The organism is Actinoplanes sp. NPDC049668 (assembly GCF_044465445.1).
In the GTDB taxonomy this organism is placed as follows: domain Bacteria; phylum Actinomycetota; class Actinomycetes; order Mycobacteriales; family Micromonosporaceae; genus Actinoplanes.
In genome coordinates this window covers 48,358-71,503 of record NZ_JBITLR010000006.1, presented here as the reverse complement: position 1 = coordinate 71,503, position 23,146 = coordinate 48,358, and the positions used below count along the sequence as shown (strand labels likewise).

Below are 23,146 nucleotides of genomic sequence, written 5' to 3'. Positions count from 1 at the left end.
CCTCAGCCGCGCGTCCGGTCGGAGGCGAAGATGGCGGTGACCCCGTCCAGACCCTGACGGGTACCCACCACCACGACCACGTCGTTGGCCTCGAACACGAATGTCGGATCCGGCGAGACGATGACCTCCCGATCCCGCAGCACCGCCACGATCGAGGCCCCGGTCCGCGAACGCGCCTGGGTGTCACCCAGCCGACGCCCCACGAACGACGAACCCGCGCTGATCCCGACCTGCTCGGTGAGCAGACCGGCGGCCTGCTCCCGCAGCCCGGCCAGCTGCCCCAGCATCAACGACGCACCCAACACGTCCGCGAGTGCTTCCGCCTCGTCGTCGGTCAACGGGATCGACGCTACCGTCGCGTCCGGGTCATCGACGTCATACAGCACCAGGTCCCGGCGGCCGTTTCGGTGCGACACCACCCCGAGCGTGCGGCCCGCCGACGTCACCAAGTCGTGACGCACACCGATACCCGGCAACGTTGTCTGTTCCACCCGCACTCGCACTCCGCCACCCTATGTGATCTCCGCCGGGCGTCGGTCTGCCGGTACTTGAAGAATTTCGCAACTGATAAAGTATGCATGGCTGGGGGTGTGAATGAGGACGGGTGTCGATGTGTCGGTGCCGCTGTATCAGGCCAAGGCGGAGCTGTTTCGCACGCTGGGCCATCCGGTGCGGATCCGGGTGTTGGAGCTGTTGCAGGACGGCCCGAAGGCGGTGCGGGACCTGCTGGTCGAGGTCGAGGTGGAGGCGTCGAACCTGTCACAGCAGCTCGCGGTGCTACGACGAGCCGGTCTGGTGGAGTCGACCCGCGACGGCGCATCGGTGATGTACGCGCTGCGTACCCCGGCCGTGGCGGACCTGCTCACCGCCGGCCGCCGGATCCTGGGCGCGGTGCTGTCCGGCCAGGGCGGGTTGCTGGTGCAGCTGCACGCCGACCGGCGGCAGCGGTGAGCGCTACCCGGGCCGCCTTGGCACGGGTCGGCGGACTGCTGCCGCAGCGTTCGGACTGGGCAGCGGTGCGCCGCAGCCCGCGCCGGGATGTGCTGGCGGGGCTGACGGTGGCCGTGGTGGCGTTGCCGCTGGCGTTGGCGTTCGGGGTCACCTCCGGGCTCGGCGCGCAGGCGGGACTGGTCACCGCGGTCGTCGCCGGTGCCGTCGCCGCGATCTTCGGCGGGTCGAACCTGCAGGTGTCCGGGCCGACCGGGGCGATGACCGTGGTCCTGGTGCCGGTCATCGCGCGGTTCGGCGCGACCGGGGTGCTGATGGTCGCGGTGATGGCCGGGGTGGTCCTGATCGCCTTGGGGCTCGCCCGGCTCGGCCGTTACGTGCGCTACCTGCCGACCCCGGTACTCGAGGGCTTCACCGCCGGGATCGCCGTGGTGATCGCCCTGCAACAGGTCCCGGCCGCGCTCGGCGTCGCCGACGCGCACGGAGAGAAGGTGTGGGCGGTCGCCGCCGACGCCGTGACCCACTTCGCCGCGCACCCGAACCCCGCCCCCGTCGCGGTGGCGCTCGGCGTGGCCGCGGTGATGCTGCTCGGCGCCCGCTGGCGTCCCGGCCTCCCGTTCTCCCTGATCGCGGTGGCCGCCGCGACCCTGCTCGCCCAGGCCCTGCCGCTGAAGCTGACAACCATCGGTGCGCTGCCGGCAGGACTGCCCACCCCGTCGCTGGACTTCCTCGACCTGCACGCCATCCAGGCATTACTTCCCTCAGCGCTGGCCGTGGCGGCACTCGCCGCGCTGGAGAGCCTGTTGTCGGCCACCGTGGCCGACGCGATGAGCGTGGGTGAACGCCACGACCCGGACCGGGAACTGTTCGGTCAGGGCCTGGCAAACCTGGTCGTCCCGGTGTTCGGGGGGATCCCCGCGACCGCCGCGATCGCACGCACCGCGGTCAACGTGCGCGCAGGTGCCGGCTCGAAACTCGCCGCACTGACCCACGCGGTCGCCCTGGCCGTGATCGTCCTGGCCGCCGCGCCGCTGGTCTCGGCCATTCCCCTCGCCGCGCTGGCCGGGGTGCTGCTGGCCACCACCGTACGCATGGTCGAGGCCAGCGCCCTACTCGCGCTGGCCCGCTCGACCCGCGGCGACGCCCTGGTGCTGGCGCTCACCTTCACCGTGACCGTCGTGTGGGACCTGGTCACCGCCGTCGCGGTCGGCCTCGGCGTGGCCGTCGTCCTCGCCCTGCGCGCAGTGGCCCGCACCGCACGACTCGAGCAGGTCCCGCTGGAAACCGGTGACCACAGCGCCGAGGAACACCAACTGCTCGCCGAACACATCGTCGCCTACCGCCTCGACGGGCCGCTGTTCTTCGCCGCCGCCCACCACTTCCTGCTCGAGCTCACCGAGGTCGCCGACGTGCGCGTGGTCATCCTGCGCATGTCGCGGGTGTCCACCATCGACGCCACCGGCGCCCACGTGCTCGGCGACGCCATCACCCGGCTGCAACGACGCGGCATCACCGTGCTGCTGTCCGGCATCGCCCCCGGCCACGAACAGGTCCTGACCGCCCTCGGCGTCGCCGCGCAACTCCGCCGCGACGGGCACGTCTTTTCCGACACGCCCACCGCCATCACCTACGCCCGCATCCACCTGCTGCAACCGCACCATCAGGCGGACCGGGCACCCTCCAAACACAGGGACGCGCCGAACGGGGCCGCCCAGCTACCAGGACCCGCGCAGGTGCGCACCGCACCCCCACAGCCCCAGACACCCGCCGCACCGCACCACCCACCACCCCGCGGAATCTCCCCCTGCGACTACCCCTGATCGGGCCGCCACGGCTACGGTTTCGGCGCTCGGATCTTCGTCCTGAAGCAGGCCGACCGCCAGCCATCGGCCCACCCGCGCCCTGGGTCCGGGCCGCATCGCTACAGCCGACATCGACGTGGAACAGCCGGAGAGGGACTGTCTCGCTAACGGTGTTTCCGGCGGTGGTGGGTCAGTAGGTTTCAGCGGCTGGGAAGCGGTCGCTGAAGGTGATGGCGAAGGCGTTCAACGCGGGTTTCCAGCGCATCGTCCATCGGGTCCGGCCGGTCCCGGTCGGGTCCAACGACCGGGTCACGAGATACAGGCACTTTAGCGCTGCCTGCTCGTTCGGGAAGTGCCCGCGGGCCTTGACTGCCCTGCGGTAGCGGGCGTTCAACGACTCGATCGCGTTCGTCGAGCAGATCACCTGGCGGATCTCCACGTCGTAGTCCAGGAACAGGATGAACTCGGCCCAGGCGTTGTCCCACAACCGGATCACCGCCGGATACCGGCCGCCCCACTTCTCGGCCAGGTCGTCGAACGCCGCCCGCGCGGCGGTGGCGTTGACCGCCGTGTAGATCGGCTTGACGTCACGTTTGAGCTCGTCCCAGTAGCGGCGAGACGTCAGCCGGAACGTGTTGCGGATCAGATGAATGATGCAGGTTTGCACCACCGTGCGGGGCCACACGTTCGTGACCACCTCCGGTAGCCCTTTGAGGCCGTCACAGACCAGGAAGAACACGTCCTTCACACCGCGGTTGCGCAGGTCGGTGAGCACGCTCATCCAGAACTTGGCGCCCTCTCCTCCGGTGCCGGCCCAGAGCCCGAGGATGTCCTTGTCACCGTCCAGGGTGACCCCGATCGCGGCGTAGAACGGCCGGTTCGCGACCTGACCGTCACGGACCTTGACCACGATGGCATCGATGAACACCGCCGCGTAGATCTCATCCAGAGGGCGGTGCGACCAGTCGGTCATCTCCTCGATCACCTTGTCGGTGATCCGCGAGACCGTCTCCCGGCTCACCGAGGCGCCGTAGATCTCGGCGAAGTGCGCGCTGATCTCCCCGGTCGTGAGTCCCTTGGCATACAGCGACAACACGATCTCGTCGACGCCGTTCAGCCGGCGCTGCCGCTTACGGACGATCTGCGGCTCGAACGTGCCGGCCCGGTCTCGTGGCACGTCGATCTGCACGTGACCCGTGGCGTCGGTCAGCACCGTCTTGGCCCGGGTGCCGTTACGGATGTTGTCCGTCCCGGCACCCGCCGGGTCGTGTTTCTCGTAGCCGAGGTGCTCGGTCAACTCCTCGGCCAGCGCGGTCTCCAGGACCGTCTTGGTCAGCTGCTTGAGCAGCCCGTCCGGGCCGGTCAGCGACAGGCCCTGTTCCTTGGCCAGCCGGACCAGCTCCACCGCGGCCTGCTGTTCCGCCGACAACTCCGGCTTCCTCTTGCGTGGGGTCACATCGTCCAGTGTCGTTGTCATCACGACGCCTTCCTCACCCAGGCTCACCCTGGGCGGTCAGGCCGGAAACACCGAAAGATCCACAGTCCCGCCGGAGAGTCCACCCTGTCGTCGATGCCTTCTCAGACCGCCGTGGTGGTGTCGCCGGCGAGCACCCGTCCGAGGTGGTCGATCGCGCGGCGGGTGCCGATGGTGACCAGGGTGTCGCCGTGCCGCAGACGCCACCGCTGTTCCGGATGGAGCTGGGGGTTGCCGTCGCGCAGGATCGCGACGACGCAGCTGTGTTGCCTGCCGAGGCTGTTCAGGGTGCGGCCGTCGTAGCCGCTGCCCGCGGGGATCGGTAGCCGGGCGACCGTCACGGTGTCCTGGTCCGGGTCCTGCTCGCCGTCGGGGATGAGGTCGATGACGGCGGTCGACCGCAGTACCTCGGCCAGGTGATGTGCTTCGAGAGTCGACAGGGTGGTCGCGGCACCGACGGAGTCGGGATCGTCGTGGTCGTACAGGGTGAGGTCGCGGCTGCCGTCGGGGTGACAGATCACGCCGAGTCGACGGCCGTCACGGGTGACGAACGAGTATGAGACGCCGACGCCGGGGAGGCTGCTGCGTTCGATTTCCATGCTGGTCTCCTCGATGGTTTCGCGGGCGGTTGCGGGTGGCCGTAGTCGCCGTGCCAGTGGGCGAGCCGGCCGGTGCGGCTGACGGCGCGCAGCCGGCGTTCGGTGGCCTCGCGTACCGGCGGTGTGGTCAGGACGAGCAGGTCGTCGCCGATGCGTAGCCGAGTGTCGGCGGCCGGGACGAACACGACGTCGTCGCGGATCATCAGCGGGGCGACGGCGGGCTGCGGTAGCCGGAGCTCGTCCAGGTAGGTGCCGTGCAGTTTCGAACCCTCGGGGACCGTGACGTGGAGGACATCGGTACGGAGGTGGCCCAGCGGCGCGGTCTCGATCTGAAGTTCCGACCCGACGTGGGGTGGGGTCAGTCCGAGGCGGCGGGTGAGCCAGGGCAGCGGCGGAGCCTGGATCACCGTGAACAGCACGACCAGCACGAGGACGATGTCGACTACGGCTGGGCTGCCCGGGGTGCCCGCCATGACGGGCACCGTGGCGAGCGCGATCGGCACGGCGCCGCGCAGGCCTGCCCAGGAGAGGAACATCTGCTCGCGCAGCGGTACCCGCGATGGCAGTAGCGTCAGCCACACGCAGGCGGGCCGGGCGAGCAACAGCAGGGCGGCGCCGGTCAGCAGTGCCGGGACGACCGCCGATGGCAGGTCCGCCGGCGAGGCGAGCAGGCCAAGCATGACGAACAGGCCGACTTGCGCGATCCCGCCGAGTCCCTGCGCCAGCGAGAGCGTGGCCTGACGGTGCGGCAGCCGGGCGTTGCCGAGCACCAGCGCGGCGAGATAGGCGGCGAGGAAGCCGCTGGACTGGGCCATGCCGGCGGCGGCGAACGCGAACATCCCGCAGGCGAAGACGGCGATGGAGTACAGGCCGCCGGCCGGCAGGGTCAGGCGGCGCAGCAGCCACGCGGCGGCCGTCCCGACGCCGGCGCCGACCAGCACGCCGGCGAGGAGCTGGTATGGCAGCGTGGCGAGCACTCCGGCCGGTGACAGCGAGCCCGGACTCGTCGCGCTGAACGCCAGCACCAAGATGAGGGCCGGCGCGGCGTTGAGCCCCGACTCCGCTCGCAGCAGATCGCTCAACTTCCGGGGCAACGGAACACGACGCAGCACTGCGAACACTGCGGAGGCGTCCGTGGCCGACAGCATCGCGCCGAGCAGCAGTGCGAGCTGCCAGTCCAGGCCGAGCAGGTAGTGCGCCGCGGCGGCGATGACAGCAACGCTGACGAACACCCCGATGGTGGCGAGCGCGCACGCCGGACGCCACACCTGCCGCACGTCGCTGATTCTCGTGCCCAGGCCACCACCGATGAGGATCACCGCCACCGCGGCCAGCCCGAGCGTCTGTGCCAGGGCCACGTCGTCGAACGGCAGCCCGAGGCGGTCCTCGCCGAGCAGCAGCCCGACACCCACGCAGGTGAGCGGCACCGCCGGGCCCGCCCGGGCACCGATCTTGGCGACGGCGACGCCGGCCAGCGCCACCAGGGCTCCAGTGGCCAGCAGCAGGTTCAGCACCGACGGTGTCACGGCGCGCCGCCGACCCGGTCGGCGGCGATCAGGGCGCAGGCGAGGGCGAACACCGCCACCACTGCCCAACCGCCGACGTCCTTCACCACTCCTCCATCCAGCCCTCACCCGGGCGCGCTCGTCCCTTCCACCCTCGTCAAGTACGGATACTCCTGACAATCCGGGCCGGCCCTCATTCGGCCCGGGGCCTGGACCCGCGTCATGGGGGTCAGCCCTCATGGACGGCGCGCCGGCAACCGCGGGATGCTGGATGACGGAAAGGGTGCCTTTTGACGGATCGGCCCGGCGCAGGATGGTGGGAGAGCAGGAACGACGAGGAGGCCGGCACGGTGTCGCTGTTCTGGCGGGTCTTTGCGATCAACGCCGCGGTCCTCACCGCGGCGACCGTGCTGGTGCTGCTGGGACCGGTGACCGTGTCGACTCCGTTCGTCCTCACCGAGGCGTTGATCCTCAGCGCCGGGCTGGTCGCCATGCTCGTCGCCAACGGGCTCCTGCTGCGGATCGGGCTGGCGCCGCTGCAACGCCTCACCCGCGCCATGACCACCATCGACCTGCTGCGTCCCGGTCCCCGCCCGACGGTCACCGGGCACGGCGGCGTCGCGGATCTGATCAGCGCGTTCAACGCCATGCTGGACCGGCTGGAGGCCGACCGCGCTTCCAGCAACGCCCGTGCCCTGTCGGCGCAGGAGAACGAGCGTCGGCGCATCGCCCAGGAACTGCACGACGAGATCGGTCAGACCCTTACCGCGGTGCTGCTGCAGATGAAACGGGTCGCGGACCTCGCCCCACCGGAGCTGCGCGGTGAGTTGTATCAGGTGCAGGAGTCGGTCCGGGACAGCCTCGACGAGATCCGCCGTATCGCGCGGCGGCTGCGGCCCGGCGTGCTGGAGGAGCTCGGGCTCATCGCCGCGCTGCGGTCGCTGTTCGCCGAGGTCGTCGAGCACAGCGGCCTGCAGATCCGCCGCGACTTCGCCCCCGACCTTCCCGCCCTGAGCGAGGAGGCCGAGTTGGTGCTCTACCGGGTCACCCAGGAAGGCCTGACCAACGTCGCCCGGCACGCGGCCGCGCACCGGGTTGACATCACCCTTGCCCCGCGCCACGACGGCGTGCGGTTGCAGATCCGCGACGACGGGCGCGGTATCGACGGTGGCAGCGAGGGCGCCGGCATCCGCGGCATGCGCGAACGGGCGCTGCTGGTCGGCGCCCGGCTCAGCATCGGCCCGCGCGGCGACGGCGGCACCGAGGTCACCCTCGACATTCCCGCGGGAGCCCGGCAGGCCCTGACATGACCGGGCCCACGCGCATCCTGCTCGCCGACGACCACGCCCTGGTACGCCGCGGTGTGCGGCTGATCCTCGACGGTGAACCGGACCTCACCGTGGTCGCCGAGGCCGGCGACGGCGCCGAGGCCATCGAGCAGGCCCGGCTACACAAACCGGACCTGGCCATCCTGGACATCGCGATGCCCCGGCTGACCGGCCTGCAGGCCGCCCGCGAGCTGATCCGACAGCAGCCGGAGCTGCGGGTGCTGATCCTGACCATGTACGACAACGAACAGTTCTTCTTCGAAGGGCTCCGCGCCGGTGCGAACGGGTACGTGCTCAAGTCAGTCGCCGACCGCGACCTCGTCGAGGCCTGCCGAGCCGCCATGCGCGACGAGCCGTTCCTCTACCCCGGAGCTGTCACCGCGCTGATCCGCAACTACCTCGACCGGATCCGCAACGGCGAACCGGTACCCGAGCAGGCCATCACCGACCGGGAAGAAGAGGTCCTCAAGCTGGTCGCCGAGGGGCACTCCTCGAAGGAGATCGCCGACCTGTTGTTCATCAGCGTCAAGACCGTCGAGCGCCACCGCAGCAACCTGCTGCAGAAGCTGGGCCTACGAGACCGGCTGGACCTCACCAGGTACGCCATCCGCGCCGGGCTGATCGAACCCTGACCGGCGCAGACCCGCCGCAGGAAGAACCGCACTCGACCCCCGGCCGACCTCGAAATACCGCCCCGGTCTGACTACCGCGTGCTCTGGGACGGGACCACAAAATTGCGTGGGTGTCCTGCCCGGATATGGGTGGTGGCACGGATGGAGAACACGCACTTCCCTCTCCAGACTTGGTGGCAGCTGGTCTTCAGACCCGCCTGAGGGGGTACCCAAGAATGGACACGACAAGCACACGGGCCACACTGCTGGACAGCCACCTCGAATGGGCAGGTCTCATGGAAGCTCGCGACATCACGGTGCAAGTCCCGACCGTCACGGTCGACGACTCCGTGGTCAGAGCCGTACAAGTGATGGCGGTCGGAAGATTGCCCGGACTCATCGTCGTAGACGATCAGAAACGCCCCAAACTGGTGCTACCCGGCACACAAGTGCTACGCCTCGCCGTCCCCAACGAGTACCAGGAAGATCCAGCCCTGGTCCGAACCATCGATGAGGACCACGCGGACCGGTTCTGGTCGGAACTGGGCGACCGGATCGTCGGCGACTGCGTGCCCCGCCCAGCACCACGGCCCGTGACGGTCCACGCCGATGCGACCCTGCTCGAGGTAGCCGCCGTCATGGCCCGCCAGCGCAGCCCGCTCGTCGCCGTCGTGGACGCCACCGGCGAGCTCCTCGGCGCGATCACCCTGGATCGCCTGATCACGAGCCTGGCGGTATTCGGCCCGGACGAGTGACCGTGCCCGGAGGTCTCGCCCTGGCGATCTTCGTGGTCGCCTTCACACTCATCGCATCCGAACGGGTCAACAAGGTCAAGGTCGTCCTCATAGCGGCCGGCCTCATGGCAGTACTCCAGCTGATCCCGGGCGCCCAGGTCTTCTACTCCGAACACGAAGGCATCGACTGGAACGTCATCTTCCTGCTGTTCGGGATGATGATCATCGTCGGGATCATCCGGCAGACCGGCGTCTTCGACTTCCTGGCCATCTGGGCCGCGAAGAAATCACGCGGACGGCCGTACCGCCTGATGGTGATGTTGATGGTCATCACCGCAATCGCATCGCCGTTCCTCGACAACGTCACCACCATCATGCTGGTCGTGCCGGTCACGATCGTCGTCTGCGACCGGCTCGGAATCTCCGCCAAGCCGTACATCATCGCCGAGATCCTGGCCTCCAACATCGGCGGCGCCGCCACCCTGATCGGCGACCCGCCGAACATCATCATCGGCAGCCGCGCCGGCCTCACCTTCGGCGACTTCCTCGTCCACATGGCGCCGATCGTGACCGTCGTCTTCGTGGTGTTCGTGCTGATGACCCGGTTCCTGTTCCGCAGATCGTTCCAGTACAACCCCGAACGGGTAGAGGCCGTGATGGCGCTCAAAGAACGCCGCGCCATCACCAACCCGGCCATGCTGCGCCGCTGCCTGGCAGTGATGGCCCTGGTCATCACCGGCTTCTCGCTGCACGCCGTGCTGCACCTGGACGCGTCGATCATCGCCCTGCTCGGCGCCGGAGTGATGCTGCTGGTCACCGGCGTCGACTTCAACGAGACGATGCGCGAGGTCGAGTGGCAGACGCTGGTGTTCTTCAGCGGACTGTTCGTCATGGTGGCCGGACTCGTGCACACCGGCGTGATCGAGACCATCGGCACCTGGGCAGTCGACGCTTTCGGCAGCAACTACTTCCTGGCCGCGACCGTGCTGCTATTCGGCTCGGCCGTCGTGGGAGCGTTCTTCGACAACATCCCGTACGTCGCGACGATGACCCCCATCGTCGAGGAAGTCGCCGCGGCCGCACCCGACCCTGAGACGGGCCGCGCTCTGTGGTGGTCGTTCGCGTTGGGCGCCGACTTCGGCGGCAACGGCACGGCCGTGGCCGCGAGCGCCAACGTGGTGGCGCTCGGCATGGCCGCCCGCACCAAACACAAGATCACTTTCTGGGAGTTCACGAAATACGGCATCATCGTGACGCTCTTCAGCTCCGTGCTGGCCTGGATCAACGTCTGGCTACGGTACTTTCTCTAAAGGCCCACGGACGGATAGCCGCCGACCACTGGGTGCACCACACAGCGCGTGAAGTCCTGACCGAAGGAGGCTGGCGTCATCAGCACAGTGCCCGCCTCCCCGCGGTGGGGACCGCCGCGCGGCGCGACGCCGATCGGACCCTATGGCGTAGCCGTCAAGGAGGTGACCGCCGCGATGACCTTGCTCGGCGTCAAATCCTCGAGGATCACATCGGGCCGGTGCTGAGCCAACTCGTCCCAGGTAGTGCGGTGCGTGACCACCGCAACATGGAACCCGGCGTGGCGGGCGCAGGCGACATCGTTCGGGGCGTCACCGATCACCACAGCGCTGCTTGGTTCCAGCGGATGCCCGTAGACGGCTCGGAAACGCCGCCCGATGACGGCGGGCAACGCGAAACGGTCCCGGGCGTCGGAGCCGAAACCGCCGATTTCCAGATCGAGATACTGTCGCAAGCCGGCTGCGGCGAGTTTGATGTCGGCGGCGGATCGCAGGTTGCCCGTCAACACGGTCTGTCGGAAACCGGCACGATGAAGCGCCTCGAGCGACTCGCGCGCGCCCGGATAGGCAGGCTGAACCCGTGCCAACTCGTCCCATCCCTCGCTCATGACCTCCGCGAGGACGCGGTGGAACCGGGAGACTCCCGTCTCGGCCGTACTGCGCGGCACCCCTGAACAGACTGCGGTGTCGATCACGATCGCCTCGTCGGTATAGCCGTGGACCTTCGCAGCCGGGAACTCGACTGCCGACTCCGTGATTCGATAGGTCCTGGCGACGGCCCTGCGCAGCCAACGCAGGTCAGCAGGGACGAGGGTACCGTCAACATCCCACACCACCAGGCCAACACCCTCTGTCCTCACCCACGAATCATCCCATGGTGCGCCCGCGCCCGCCGCAGACCTTCGTGGACGCAGCCACGGCCACCACTGCCGTACCTTCCGCACTACGCCCCGCACAGCGGGCGTATTAGAACGCAAAGAGATGGCCCGCCCACGCCAGGCGGAGACGGCGGGATCGAACGGGGCGGCTCGGGCCGCTGGGACCGATTCGGGTCAGGACACCTGGACGGCCTGCTAGCTGCCGTCCGGACGTCAGACTTGCTCGAGCGCCGTTGGCACCACGCAAACATCCGGGATAACAACCGGGCCGGGCCGCACTCTCATGAGTCCACCTGCGCGCGGTTGCTCAATTGGTCGGCCCCGGTCAACGTTGGCGGACGGTGACCGGGGCCGGGTCGAGGGCGGCAGCGCACGCTGGACTGAGACTTGCCGCTACCGGAGCACCCGTTCCTACCATCTTCTGATCAACGCGGCTCGGTGTGGTGCTCGGGCGACGCTCCGAGTACCAAGATGAATGTCCCTGCTCGATGCTGTCTGCAACCGGGAGGAACCGATCAGGTCGATTGGGTTGCCCATCCCTGCGAACGGCCGGGGATTCGGATAGCCGCCAGGACCGACGGTTCCGGGGAGATGAATAACCTTCACGGTGCCCGCTTGCACCCACAGCAGGTAGAGGACCGTGTCGAGGCCCCATCGTCCACGCGTCGTTGCACTGTTCAGTTATGCGTATTGCTGGCCTGCGACATGTCGAGGCAGGCCACCGATGTCGGCGCGGAGAGCGCCCGCATCGGTACGCCCCCGCGCCGACCGGTGGGGGCTCCGATGTTCTGCGTCCGGCATGGCGCCCGGCACGCGATCGCATGACAGTTGTATGACAGAAGCCCTGGGTCGATGCCAGAGCAAGTCAGGCGCCGACGGCCCACAGCAAGACTGTCATCGAACTGTCATGTCGCCGCTGACCCCGCGTCATATCCCGTGACCAGGGTTTCCATGACAGCCGAACCAGGGGAGGCATCGGGAAACCGGTTCGGTACGTCAGGTCACCCACCCAGGCACGATGCCGGCGCGCTCCCACCGTTGACGGCCGCTGATCGTATCCACGAGGTGCCGCCCAGGTGCCTGCTCACGAAGGATCCGGCATAACGGCATCCGGGTGGGCATTGTGCTCCATCGCCACACGCTGGAGGTGCGTCATGTCCTTGTCCACCGATGACCTTGTGGGCCGTGAGCTGCGTGACAGTGGCGATCGGTCGGTCGGGACGATCACCGCCGTCTACCGCTACCCCACTGACATGTATGCCCCGTGGGGAGCCGCCGCGGTTACCCACGGTCACGTCTTCACATTCACACACCTGGTCGACCTGGAGGACGCCGATCTCGATCGGGAGGCGGCGGTGCAGGTGCCGCACACCAGCCGCACCATCAAAACCGCTCCCAACTACACGCCGTTGATCGGTGACACGCTGGCCAACGGCGACGCGGAGAATGTGCGCGCCCATTACTGGGGTGCCGCTCAACCAGCCTGACCTGGCCGCACTGCGACGTTTCATACCTGTGGGGTCGCTGTGAAGGCTGACGGTATGCGCGGCCTCAGCTAGCACGCCGCTGAGCAGATCTGCCCCGAACCGATCTTCCGCCGTGGAGTCCCTGATAGTGGTGTAACGCGGTTGGCGTGATCAGCGGGCGGCCCTGGCTCCCCTGTCTGTCAGGGGCTGAGCGCCTGGGCAGCCCGTCAGCGGGGACGTCTTCTGTGAGTCGTTGTGGGCCTGGATCGCGGCCGGCGGGGTTTGGCGATGTGGCGCAGAACGGGGGTCGAGAAGAACCACCAGGCGAGCCTGACGTGTCGCGGCGGGACACAGGAGGCCCTTCGTGGTGTGTCCACGTCACGGTTCCGTTCGGCTGTTCAGCGGTCGGACCCCGTGCGGATCCACGCCCGGATCGGCGGTGCTGTCGACTACCGTGACCGCTTGGCCGAGCGTGGCGAATGTGCGGAAGGCCGTGTGCAGGCGCATGGTGCGCAGGACGGTCTGGATGAACCGGGACGGTGCGGCGAGCAGGAGTTCGCCGTGGTGGCGACGCGCGGCGTGGCGGGCGCGGACCAGGGTGCCGAGGCCGAGCGGGTCGATGGTGCCGGCATCGGTGAGATCGGCGATGACGTACGGCCGTGACGCCGCAGCCGTTTGCAGTACGGACCCCAGTTCGCCGGCGAGGCCGGCGTCGATATCGCCGGCGATGTGTACCACGGCCACGGTCGCCGTGGTCCGCATCGTGACCCGGCCGAACGGCCCGGCGCAGGCGGCGGGCCGGGTCGTGCCGCGCCGCGCCGCCGGCACGGCGATGCTGCAGCGTGGGCAGCGGTGCGGTCCTCGCGCGAATGCCGAGCCTGTCCATCCGATCCCGGTGACCGCGACGTACACCACGTCGGCGTCGTGCAGTCCCCCACCATCGGTCGTCGCGACCTCACCGCATCCGTCGCAGATCAGCTGTACTCCTGAGCTGTACGTACCAGGAACCGCCGTCATGGTCGATCCTCACCCCTGCCCCGCGCCGGTCGCCTGCTGGCAGCCCCCGACTCGTTCACACGTCCACAGCCTCGACGGGCTCTGCGTCCTCGACGTCGAACACCTGATCCAGTCGCGCCAGCTGCAGGATCCGCTGGACCCGGCTCGCGGGTCCGCGCAAGGTCAACCGGCCGCCCGCGTGCATCAGCGCGCGATGCGCATGCAGCAGGATCGCGATCGCGGCGGCGTCCACCACGGGGCTGGCGTGCAGGTCCACGATCAGCCGGCGCGGGGTGAGCGCCGCCGTCTCGGCGATCAGCCGTGCCCACCTGTCGACGTTGACCCCTTCGAACGCCTCGGTCACCACGACGACCGCCTCCGGGATCGGCTCCGACATCGCTGACCCCCTGCTGGACTCGGCCCTGGTGATCACAGCGTGGCCGTTCGGCATGGCGACGGCTCCGCGGCTATATGACAGTCTCGTGACAGTCCGTGCTGATCCGCCCCGAGGATTCGCCGTCGGTGTGCCGCGACGGAGATGATGTGAGCGTGTCCGCGGTACTGGTGATCGAAGACGACGACCGGATCCGACTCTCGCTCGTCCTGGCCTTGGAGGACGAGGGCTACACGGTGACCGGTGCGCCCACCGCCGAGGAGGGCCTCCTCGCGCAGCACCGCAGCCCCGCCGACACCGTGCTCGTCGACCTGATGCTGCCGGGCATCGACGGCTTCGAGTGCATCCGGCAGCTGCGACGCGACGATGACGTGCCCATCGTGGTGATCAGCGCCCGCGAGGACACCCACGACATCGTCGCGGCGCTGGAGGCCGGCGCCGACGACTACCTGGTCAAGCCCGTGGCCGTACCGGAACTCGCCGCGCGGTTGCGGGCGTTGCGCCGCCGCGCGCGCACGGCCGGGCCGGACGCGATCCCGGTAGCGCGTTTCGGCGACCTCGAGATCGTGCCGGCCGCCGGCGAGGTACGCCTGCGGGGCGAGCCCGTCGCCGTGACCCGCACCGAGTTCCAGTTGCTGTGCGAACTCGCCGACCATCCCGGCCGGGTACTGTCGCGCCAACAGCTGCTGCAACGGGTGTGGGGATACGACGTCGGCGACGAACGCCTCGTCGACGTGCACGTCGGCCGGCTGCGCCACAAGATCGAGGACGACTCGGGGGCGCCCCGGCACCTGGTCACGGTCCGCGGCCTCGGATACAAGCTGCAACGATGATCCGCGCCGGGCTCCGCACACGGGTCGTCGCCGGGTTCGCCGCCGGCGCGCTCGCGTTGTCGGCGACCATGGCGTTCGTCTCCTACCAGATCACCCGGCACTCCCTGCTCGCCGAGCGGGAGAGCACCGCGGTCAGTGCGGCCTACTACGACGCGGCCGTCGTGCGCGCCGGCATCACCAGCGTCGTGTGGCCCGACATCGTCGCCGTGCTGCGCTCGCTCGACACCGGCGAGGACCGCCGGGCGCTGCTGCAGCGCGGCGACACCTGGTACGCACGCAGCGCCGACACCGGACTCACCGGCGCGATCCCGGCGGCCCTGCAACAGCGGGCCCGCGCCGGCGTCCCGGCGACGCAGCGTGTCGTCGCGGACGGCACCCCCACCCTCGTGATCGCCCTGCCCATTGCGGACGACACCGTCTTCTACGAGGTCGACTCGCTGCGGGAGCTCGACCACACACTGCAGCTGCTCACGATCGTGCTCACCGCGGTCGCGGTCGGCACCGCACTGGCCGGGGCAGGCCTGGGCTGGTACGCCAGCCGCTACGTCCTGCGGCCCCTGGTCCGCGTGGCCCAGGCCGCACAGGAGATCGCCAGCGGAGCCTCCGACGCCCGCCTCGACCCGGCGCAGGAACCCGACCTGGCCCGCCTCACCACATCCTTCAACCACATGGTCGAGCAACTGTCCGCGCGCCTCGAACGCGACCGGCGCTTCGCCGCCGACGTCAGCCACGAACTGCGCTCACCACTGCAGACCCTCGCCGCCGCGGCCAGCGTGCTCACTCGCCGCCGGGACGCCCTCGACGAGCGCTCCGCCACCGCCGCCGGGTTGGTCGCCGACGAGGTCACCCGGTTCCAACGCCTCGTCGACGATCTGCTCACCCTGGCCCGCGCCGACCAGGACCCCGACCGGACACCCGTCGACATCCACGAACTGGCCCGCGCAGTCTGCCGGGAACGAGGCGTCGCCGACAGCATCGTGTCGGCCGAAGGCACCCCGGTGTGGTGCGTCGACCGGCGCCGGATCCGTCAATTGCTCGGCAACCTCCTCGACAACGCGAGCGCCTACGGCGGCGGCCCGACCGCGGTCCGGCTGAGCCTGCACGAGCAGAACGGGTGCATCGAGGTCGACGACGAGGGACCCGGCATCGGCCCGGATGACAAGGCCGTGATCTTCGACCGGTTCGTCCGCGGCCGCGCCGCCGGCACCCGCGGCGACAACGACGGCACCGGGCTGGGCCTGGCGATCGTCGCCCGGCACACGTCAGCGCACGGCGGCACCGCGACCGCACTGGACCGCCCCGGCGGCGGCGCCCGGTTCAGGATCGAGCTGCCAGGATGCGCGCCGTGACCCGCACCAGCCGCAGCCTGCTCGCCCTCGTGGCGGTCTGCCTGTCGGCCGGCGCGTGCGGCGTACCCGCGGACCAGACACCACGCGACCTCGACCGCCCACGCCCCGCATCAGGCTCCAACACCCCGGCCCCCGACGGCTTCGGCACCGCCATCGAACGGCTCTACCTCATCCGCGACGGCAGCCTGGCGCGGACCCTGCGGCGCGTACCGGCCCCGCCGACCCCCCAACAAATGCTCACCGACCTGCTCGCCGGCCCCACCACCGCCGAGCAGCAGGACGGCCTGTCCAGCGCACTGAGCACCATGCGGATCAACGGCATGACAGTCAACCAGCGACGGGCCACCGTCGCCATCAACGAACCACCGGATCAGGCCGCACGCAGCGACGAGATCCTCGCCTACGGCCAGATCGTCTGCACCCTGACCAGCCAGGGAGCCGACGTCGGCACCGTCTCCTTCACCAGCGCCGGCCGCCCGCTCGGCGTGCCCCGTGGCGACGGCTCACTGTCCACCCAACCCCTGACAATCGCCGACTACGCCAGCCTGCTCGACCCCTGACCGCTCGCCAGATTCACGCCGACATCTCCCACCGACGAAGCCGGAAACACCGTTAGCGCGGCTCTGTCGCACTTTCGGTGGTGACGCTCGCACGGCTCCGGTTGGGCGGCACTTGCGGTCACCAGGAGGCGCTGAAAGCTGACGGCCAGGGCCGGACACGTGAGGTCGGGGTCGACGAAGGTTCCTGATCCTATCTCTGAGCTGCCGGTTCAGCTGTGGTTCACGGATGGCTGGGTACGTCTGCGCCAGGGTCATGTGGCCCTGATGATGGTGCGGCTTGTGGATCATGCTTGGCGCATGTGTGGCTCGCCGCCGATCTCGCTCCCCGTTGTCGTCCCTTATCATGATCATCTAGGTGGGTCGACTCTTCGAAGTGGACGGTCGGCCTGTTCACGAGTCTTGACAGCACTTTGCGGGGCGGTGCTTGATGGGGTGCCGGACCGATCGGCGGCAACAGGGGTGACGATGACGGGGAGGCGGCGGTGTCGGCCTCGGCGGATCTGACGCGCGGGTTGAGCGACCTGACGGCGTCGAAACTGCTCTCTCCGCTGGTGCGGGCGGGTACCGTCCGCCGCCGGGCGTTGCTGGAGCGGCTCGTCGATACCGATTCCCGCCGGATCGTCTCGGTCGTGGCGCCTGCGGGCTACGGCAAGACGACGCTGCTGTCGCAATGGGCAGAGCGCGAGGATCAGGTGTTCGCGTGGGTGTCGATCGACGAGGCGGACAACGATCCCAAGGTGCTGCTGAGGTACATCGCGGAAGCGCTGAATGCCGTCGAGCCGCTGGGCTCGCGGGTGTTCGACGCGCTCGCCTCGCCGACCAGCTCGATCCCCGGCTCCGTGGTCCCGCGGCTGGCATCGGCCTTCGCGTCGATGAGCAGACCGGTGGTGCTCGTCCTGGACGACGTGCATCTGCTTGATGACCGGACCTGCCGGGACGCGCTCTCGGTGCTGGCGGAGAACGTGCCGGGCGGCTCGCGCCTGGTCCTGGCCGGCCGGACTTCGCCGCCGCTGCGGATCGCTCGGTTGCGGGTGGAGGGCCGGGTCCTGGAGATCGGCATCCCCGAGCTGTCGTTCACGGTCGAGGAGGCCGGCTCGCTGCTGCGTGAGGCGGGCACGACGTTGCAGTCCGACGAGGTGGTCGCGCTCTACGACCGTACGGAAGGATGGCCGGTCGGCCTGTACCTCGCCGCGTTGTGCCTGCGCGAAGGCGGCTCGTTCGACCGGGCGGTGGCCTCGTTCGGCGGTGACGACCTGGTGGTGAGCCAGTACATCGAGTCGGAGTTCCTGGACCGTATCTCCCACCGGCAACGAGAGTTCCTGACCAGAGCGGCGGTGCTGGAACGAATGTCCGGCCCGCTGTGCGAGGCGGTCCTCGGCGTGGACGGCGCCGCCCGGACGCTGGCCGAACTGGCACGTTCGAACGTGCTCCTGGTGCCGATGGATCGCCGTGGCCGGTGGTACCGGTACCACCATCTGTTTCGCGACATGCTGCGCTCCGAGTTGGAACGCGACGACCCCGAACTGCTGCCTGCCATCCAGCGCCGTGCCGCCGGATGGTGCCTCGATCACCAGCAGCCGGAGGAGGCGCTCGAGTACTCGATGATGGCCGGGGACGCCGAGACCGTGGCCCGCCTCGTCGAGCAGCTGTGGCTGCCGGTCTACTGGCGGGGCCGCCTCGAGACCCTGGTTCGCTGGCTCGCCTGGCTGGAGCGGCGTGGCGCGATCGAGAAGCACCCGATGATCGCCGTCATGGCGGGCTTCCTGCACGGTGCCACCGGGCGGCCGGCGGAAGCCGAGCGGTGGGCGAGTCTGATCGACCATTGGCAGTACGAGCAGCCCGGCTGGCCAGGCGATCCCGCCACCGAGGCGTACGCGGCCACGCTACGAGCCGTCCACTGCCGTGGCGGGGTCGAGCAGTTGCGGGCGGATCTTGAGGAAGCGGCACACAAGTACGCGCTCGCCGGAATCGTGTCGCCGACCCCGGCCACCTACCACGGGTTGGCGTGCGTCATGGCCGGCGATTCCGGCGGCGCCGACGCGTATTTCCGAGAAGCGATCGCCGTCGCGGAGCAGACAAAGGCCCTGGAGGTCCTGCACGGCGCCCTCTACTCGCGATCGATGCTCGCCATGGACCGCGGGGACTGGGACCTTGCGCAGTCGCTGGCCGATCAAGCGGTGGCGGCGGCCCAGGTCCAGCAACCCGGGCTCGAGGAGATCATGCTCTGGACCACACAGGCCCGTCTCGCGCTGCACCGGGGCGACACGGACGCCACCCGCCGGGCGCTCGCCGAGACGCAACGCCTGCGACCGATCCTCACCTACGCGTTTGCCTGCTACGCCACGCACGTCCGCCTCCAACTCGTTCGTATCCACATCGCGCTCGCGGACACGGCGGCGGCCAGGGCCGTGATGTCGGAGATCGACGACGTACTCCGGCAGCGGCCCCACCTGGGCGTCCTGGCCGAGGAGGCCGACCAGCTGCGGGCGAGGCTGTCGGCTGACCGGTCGCCGGCGCTGTTGAGCGCCTCCGCCCTCACCGGCGCCGAGCTGCGCGTGCTGCCCCTGCTCGCGACGCACCTCTCGCTCTCGGAGATCGGCGCGCAGATGTTCGTCTCGGTGAACACCATCAAGGCGCACACGAGGTCGATCTACCGCAAGCTCGGGGCCTCGTCACGCACCGAGGCCGTCCAACGCGCCCGCCTGCAGGGTCTGCTCGAGGGGTAGCGGGCCGGACGCGCAAGGAATTCGACCGGAGCCCATACGGCAAACAGCGGAAGGAAGCCGGCCTGGCCGAACGGCCAGTGCGCTGGAACCGGCACTGAACGCGTACTCGATCACCTTCAGCGGCCGGGCGACGTGGAATGGCCGACGCTGGTGTTCTTCATGGGTCTGTTCGTCATGGTCGGCTCGGTGGTAGAGACCGGTGTGATCAGCGCACTGGTCACCTGGGCGGTGGAGCGGCAGCTGCCGGGTGATGGCGCACATGACGTGGCGCTCCCGCAGGAAGTGGGTAAGCCCGCGCCTGCGGAGCGGCCGGTGCACGCGGCCCGGTGATCAGGCGCTTTCGAGGGCGGTGACGGCGGCGTCGGCGATGCGGGTGGCCGCGTCGACGGGGTCGGCGACGGTGATCGTGGTGGTGTCGCTGAAGGTGTGCCAGGCGTGGCCGTCCGGGTGCAACCACAGCACGGCACAGCCGGACTTGTGGAGGGTGGTGATGAGTTTCTGCGCGGCGGGTTTGTCGGCGAGGGCGCCGTCGGAGACTACCGCGCACAGGCGCAGGGTGCACCCTTGGCGCAGGTCGAGGAGCTGGTCGGCGAGTTTCACCGCGTCGCAGAACGTGTGGGTGCCGCCGCCGATCTGCATGTGCAGCACCTGCCGGGGCCGACTGTGGGGCGGCACGAGCAGGGTCGTGCTGGAGGCGAAGCCGATCGTGGTGGTGACGGCTTCGCCGCGGCGGGCGGCGTGCGCGAAGATCCACGCCGCGGACGACAGTTCGGCCGCGTAGGAGGACATGGAGCCGGACAGGTCCACCAGGACCGCGAGGTGCAGGATCGGTTTCGGTGGCGGCTGCTGTGCGCGGTGCTGCCACGGCTGCGCCGTGGGTGTCTGGCCTGCGGCGGCCTGGGCGTCGGCGGCGATCGCGTGCCGGGTCCGTAGCCTGCCGGGCGGCAGCACGGCACCGCGCCGCACGTTCTCGGGGTTGTGGGTGCGGGCCTGTTGGAGGCGTTCGGCGAGGCGCCGGGCGGCGGCCTGCTGTTCGGCGGTCGGGTCGGTGCGCGGCCACTGGCTGGGCGGGCTGTGCCGGTGGGCAAGGATCTGTGCCCGGTAGTCGGCGGGGGCGAGCCCGGCCATGATGCCGAGGAAGTCGGTCAGCGCCTGGTCGAGGCGGCCGGGGAACACCCCGGCGTCCGCGACGGGCACCTGCCACTGCCGTCTCGGGTCGATCCCCAGAACCGTGCACCACCGACGCGCCAGGTCGATCATGGTCGCGGCGTCGGTGTCGTCGACTGTGTGTGCCTGTTTCCAGATCTCGCGCAGCTGCCGCAGCCGGGGCCGGCCGATGACCGTGGTGACGGCGGCCCGGATGGAACGCACGTCTTTGCTGGTCAGGATGCGGGCGTCGACCCGGGCGAGGAGCAGGGCTGCGAGGACGCCGGCGTGCCACGGGTCGTCTATCGGGGCGGCGCCGGGATGCACCACGATGTTGATCATTTGGCGGAGCCAGCGGCGGTCCGCGCGGCGGCGGCCTCGCTGCCGGCCTTCGGCACGGGACTCCTCCAGGAGCTCGGCGACCTCGGCGAGGGTCGGCAGCGTGCCGTCTGGGGCTCTCCACAGGCTGTGGGCGGCGTGCGCGGCGCCATGCACGAGCAGCCCGTAACCGACGGGGACGACCTTCTTGTGTCCGGCTTTACGCGGGTCGGTGACATCCGGTGTGTCGGCGATGTAGCGGGCGTCGACTTCGATGCGCCGTAGATCCGGGTAGAAGCATTCTGGGGCGCCGCCGCCGGCGCCGGGGGCGACGTGCACGGACAGATCGGTGCGGCCGGTCAGGACCGGAATGTGCTTGGTCCAGGCCGCAGACCAGGGCTTCCAGTCCGGGTCCGGGGCGGCCGGGACGCTCGGGGTCGGCGGGCGGTGGGTGTTCGGATATGACATCGCGGTGCCTCCTTACTGGGTCAGCGTTTTCCGAGGGCGAGCGGGGTGATCGGTTTGCCGGTGTGTTTGGACAGCGCGGCTGTCACCTCGGGGCGGGCGTCGTCGGGGGCGATGCCGGCGAGGTTCGACAGGGCGGCGTTCATGCCGAGGGTGTCTTTGACCTTGACGAAGCCGAGCAGCTCGCGTAGCTGCGGCGCCCAGCCGGTCCGGCCTGCGGCGAGTTCGATGTTGAGGTCGATCGCCGCGTCCACGACGGCGCGGGGGACCTTGAGGTCGCGGGCCAGGTCCCAGTCGGTGGTGACCTCGATCTGCACGGTGAAGCGGGAGGCCAGGGCCTCGGTCAGGATCGCGCCGTGGACGCCGGGGTTGTGGCCGCCGCATATGTAGAAGCCGTCGCCGGCCTCGATGGTCTCGACGCCTTTCGGGGTGGTGACGGTGATCTTGCCGCGGCCGTCCATCACCGGGTACAGCACGGCGAGGACCCGGGGCGGGATGAGGGTGGCGTCGTCGACGAGCAGGGCCCGGCCCTCGGTCATCGAGACGGGCAGTGGCCCGTACTTGTAGTCGTAGCCTCCGCCGGGCATCGGGACGTAGGCGCCGAGGAAGTCGTCGACGATCGTGTCACCGGTGCCCGCCACCGTGAGCAGGTCCGGAAATGCGGCTTCGAGCATGGCGGTCTTGCCGGTGCCGGGCGGCCCGTACAGCAGGACCGGAACCTTCTCTTGGCGCAGTTTGCGCAGGACCTCGATGTCCCAGCCGCCGGCGAGCCGGCGCGGGAAGTACTCCTGCCCGCCGGGCCGCATCACCGGGACGGGGCGACCGGACCGGTTCCGGGTCCCGCCACCGCGGCCGCCGCCGGTGGGCGGCGGCATGCTGCCGGCGGCGTCGATGCCGGCCTGGGTGATCTGGAACCGGTGCGGTCTGGTGTGGTGGGTGGCGTGCCCGGCGGCTGCCATCTTCTTGCCGACCTCGAACACCGCGCCGGTCGACGGGGCGCCGATGGCCTTGGTGATCTCGCCGACCTTGAGGATCTCGTCGGGGTGGTCGCGTAGGTAGAGGGCGACTTTGCGGTACAGGTATCCGGGGGCGCCGCTGCTGGCAGCGCCGGCGTCCGGGGTGGGTGTTGTCATGGGTAGGCCTTTCGCAACAGGACAGGCCTGCACACCCGTCTCCGGGTGCGCAGGCCTGTGGGCCGCACAACGGAGACGGGCAGGGCTGCCCTGGTGCCACGATCACGACGGATCGCCGGCTCTGAGGAGGCCACACCCGTGGCAGTGCCTTCGAGAACGGAAGGCAGATTTCGATAGCCGGCACGTCGCCTACGGCGGGGCCGGCCAGGGGGTCGCTGGCGCGTCACCGATGACGCGCAGCCCGGGGTCAGGGCTGAGGCTTGGGCGGCGGGTCGACGTCGTCGAACCCGAAGAGCCGACCGATCAGCTGCAGCGCCTGGGTGGAGTACCGGTCGAAGAAGCCACGGCACACCGCGGGCTGGACCCCGTCGGGCGCCATGCCGGGCAGGGTGCTGTGGCACACGATGTAGCTCTGCGCCTCCCGCGCCTGTTCGACGAGCTCACGCAGCCGCCCCTTGGCCAGGTGCATGCGGTTGTCCGGGTGGAAGATGCAGGTGTCGCACATCCGCGACAGCCGGCGGGTCCGCATCGTCGCCGGATCACCGACAGGCAGGCCAGCGGGATCGCTCACGTC

General features: G+C 69.7%; 21 protein-coding genes and 1 pseudogene. 12 read left to right on the top strand and 10 right to left on the bottom strand.

Going from position 1 to position 23,146, the window contains the following annotated elements; all coding sequences use genetic code 11:
• Positions 1–2 precede the first annotated feature (2 nt).
• Positions 3–503 carry a cation:proton antiporter regulatory subunit gene (locus tag ACIBSW_RS25020; protein ID WP_354719076.1) on the bottom strand — a complete coding sequence of 167 codons (501 nt, stop codon included), beginning with the start codon at positions 501–503 and terminating at the stop codon, positions 3–5.
• A 109-nt stretch (positions 504–612) separates the two neighbouring features.
• Here ACIBSW_RS25020 and ACIBSW_RS25015 point away from each other — a divergent pair, with 109 nt between their 5' ends.
• On the top strand, positions 613–951 hold the full coding sequence (locus tag ACIBSW_RS25015; protein ID WP_354719074.1) for a metalloregulator ArsR/SmtB family transcription factor: 339 nt from the start codon (positions 613–615) through the stop codon (positions 949–951).
• On the top strand, positions 948–2,768 hold the full coding sequence (locus ACIBSW_RS25010) for a SulP family inorganic anion transporter (RefSeq protein WP_354719072.1): 1,821 nt from the start codon (positions 948–950) through the stop codon (positions 2,766–2,768). Before ACIBSW_RS25015 ends, ACIBSW_RS25010 begins: the two co-directional genes overlap by 4 nt.
• Positions 2,769–2,940: 172 nt before the next feature.
• Here the strand turns inward: ACIBSW_RS25010 and ACIBSW_RS25005 are convergent, their stop codons facing one another.
• From ACIBSW_RS25005 to ACIBSW_RS24995, 3 genes are all read right to left on the bottom strand, one after another.
• Positions 2,941–4,227, bottom strand: a complete 1,287-nt coding sequence (locus ACIBSW_RS25005) for an IS256 family transposase (protein ID WP_354719070.1) — start codon at positions 4,225–4,227, stop codon at positions 2,941–2,943.
• A 101-nt stretch (positions 4,228–4,328) separates the two neighbouring features.
• Positions 4,329–4,823 (bottom strand): TrkA C-terminal domain-containing protein, encoded by a 495-nt coding sequence (locus ACIBSW_RS25000; protein ID WP_354719069.1) that lies wholly within the window; start codon positions 4,821–4,823, stop codon positions 4,329–4,331.
• On the bottom strand, positions 4,742–6,349 hold the full coding sequence (locus ACIBSW_RS24995; RefSeq protein WP_354719067.1) for a potassium/proton antiporter: 1,608 nt from the start codon (positions 6,347–6,349) through the stop codon (positions 4,742–4,744). Before ACIBSW_RS24995 ends, ACIBSW_RS25000 begins: the two co-directional genes overlap by 82 nt.
• Positions 6,350–6,618: 269 nt before the next feature.
• Between ACIBSW_RS24995 and ACIBSW_RS24990 the strand changes: the two genes are divergently transcribed.
• From ACIBSW_RS24990 to ACIBSW_RS24975, 4 genes are all read left to right on the top strand, one after another.
• Positions 6,619–7,638, top strand: a complete 1,020-nt coding sequence (locus ACIBSW_RS24990; RefSeq protein ID WP_354719065.1) for a sensor histidine kinase — start codon at positions 6,619–6,621, stop codon at positions 7,636–7,638.
• Complete coding sequence (locus ACIBSW_RS24985) at positions 7,635–8,288, top strand: response regulator transcription factor (RefSeq protein WP_354719064.1); 654 nt, start codon at positions 7,635–7,637, stop codon at positions 8,286–8,288. The genes ACIBSW_RS24990 and ACIBSW_RS24985 overlap by 4 nt, the downstream gene beginning before the upstream one ends.
• A gap of 215 nt (positions 8,289–8,503) precedes the next feature.
• Positions 8,504–9,022 carry a CBS domain-containing protein gene (locus ACIBSW_RS24980; RefSeq protein ID WP_354719062.1) on the top strand — a complete coding sequence of 173 codons (519 nt, stop codon included), beginning with the start codon at positions 8,504–8,506 and terminating at the stop codon, positions 9,020–9,022.
• Positions 9,023–9,024: 2 nt separating this feature from the next.
• Positions 9,025–10,311: an ArsB/NhaD family transporter gene (locus ACIBSW_RS24975; RefSeq protein ID WP_354719060.1), complete on the top strand. Its 1,287-nt coding sequence runs from the start codon at positions 9,025–9,027 to the stop codon at positions 10,309–10,311.
• Positions 10,312–10,451: 140 nt separating this feature from the next.
• Here the strand turns inward: ACIBSW_RS24975 and ACIBSW_RS24970 are convergent, their stop codons facing one another.
• A complete protein-coding gene (locus tag ACIBSW_RS24970; RefSeq protein ID WP_354719058.1) occupies positions 10,452–11,168 on the bottom strand; it encodes a haloacid dehalogenase-like hydrolase in 717 nt (238 codons plus the stop codon).
• Positions 11,169–12,340: 1,172 nt separating this feature from the next.
• Between ACIBSW_RS24970 and ACIBSW_RS24965 the strand changes: the two genes are divergently transcribed.
• Positions 12,341–12,673, top strand: coding sequence for a hypothetical protein (locus ACIBSW_RS24965; RefSeq protein ID WP_354719056.1), 333 nt, complete (start codon positions 12,341–12,343; stop codon positions 12,671–12,673).
• Positions 12,674–13,030: 357 nt separating this feature from the next.
• Here the strand turns inward: ACIBSW_RS24965 and ACIBSW_RS24960 are convergent, their stop codons facing one another.
• Together ACIBSW_RS24960 and ACIBSW_RS24955 are read right to left on the bottom strand one after the other, a co-directional pair.
• Complete coding sequence (locus ACIBSW_RS24960; RefSeq protein ID WP_354719055.1) at positions 13,031–13,669, bottom strand: STAS domain-containing protein; 639 nt, start codon at positions 13,667–13,669, stop codon at positions 13,031–13,033.
• Positions 13,670–13,724: 55 nt separating this feature from the next.
• Positions 13,725–14,045 (bottom strand): STAS domain-containing protein, encoded by a 321-nt coding sequence (locus ACIBSW_RS24955; RefSeq protein ID WP_354719053.1) that lies wholly within the window; start codon positions 14,043–14,045, stop codon positions 13,725–13,727.
• A 152-nt stretch (positions 14,046–14,197) separates the two neighbouring features.
• On the opposite strand from ACIBSW_RS24955, the gene ACIBSW_RS24950 reads away from it, so the two are divergent.
• The 5 genes and pseudogenes from ACIBSW_RS24950 to ACIBSW_RS24930 all read left to right on the top strand — a co-directional run.
• The gene (locus ACIBSW_RS24950) at positions 14,198–14,875 is read left to right on the top strand and encodes a response regulator transcription factor (protein WP_354719051.1); all 678 of its coding nucleotides are present in this window, start codon (positions 14,198–14,200) and stop codon (positions 14,873–14,875) included.
• Positions 14,872–16,224: a HAMP domain-containing sensor histidine kinase gene (locus tag ACIBSW_RS24945; protein WP_354719050.1), complete on the top strand. Its 1,353-nt coding sequence runs from the start codon at positions 14,872–14,874 to the stop codon at positions 16,222–16,224. Before ACIBSW_RS24950 ends, ACIBSW_RS24945 begins: the two co-directional genes overlap by 4 nt.
• Complete coding sequence (locus ACIBSW_RS24940) at positions 16,221–16,784, top strand: GerMN domain-containing protein (protein ID WP_354719048.1); 564 nt, start codon at positions 16,221–16,223, stop codon at positions 16,782–16,784. Before ACIBSW_RS24945 ends, ACIBSW_RS24940 begins: the two co-directional genes overlap by 4 nt.
• 482 nt (positions 16,785–17,266) lie before the next feature.
• Complete coding sequence (locus ACIBSW_RS24935; RefSeq protein WP_354719046.1) at positions 17,267–19,510, top strand: LuxR C-terminal-related transcriptional regulator; 2,244 nt, start codon at positions 17,267–17,269, stop codon at positions 19,508–19,510.
• 93 nt (positions 19,511–19,603) lie between these two features.
• Positions 19,604–19,840, top strand: a pseudogene (locus tag ACIBSW_RS24930) (SLC13 family permease); the annotation flags it as partial.
• On the opposite strand, the gene ACIBSW_RS24925 reads toward ACIBSW_RS24930, so the two are convergent.
• The 3 genes from ACIBSW_RS24925 to ACIBSW_RS24915 form a co-directional block, all read right to left on the bottom strand.
• Positions 19,841–21,442: a VWA domain-containing protein gene (locus tag ACIBSW_RS24925; protein ID WP_354719044.1), complete on the bottom strand. Its 1,602-nt coding sequence runs from the start codon at positions 21,440–21,442 to the stop codon at positions 19,841–19,843. It abuts the pseudogene before it with no gap.
• Between the two features lie 20 nt (positions 21,443–21,462).
• Positions 21,463–22,572 carry an AAA family ATPase gene (locus ACIBSW_RS24920; RefSeq protein ID WP_354719042.1) on the bottom strand — a complete coding sequence of 370 codons (1,110 nt, stop codon included), beginning with the start codon at positions 22,570–22,572 and terminating at the stop codon, positions 21,463–21,465.
• 247 nt (positions 22,573–22,819) lie between these two features.
• Complete coding sequence (locus ACIBSW_RS24915; protein ID WP_354719041.1) at positions 22,820–23,143, bottom strand: hypothetical protein; 324 nt, start codon at positions 23,141–23,143, stop codon at positions 22,820–22,822.
• Between the last annotated feature and the right edge of the window lie 3 nt (positions 23,144–23,146).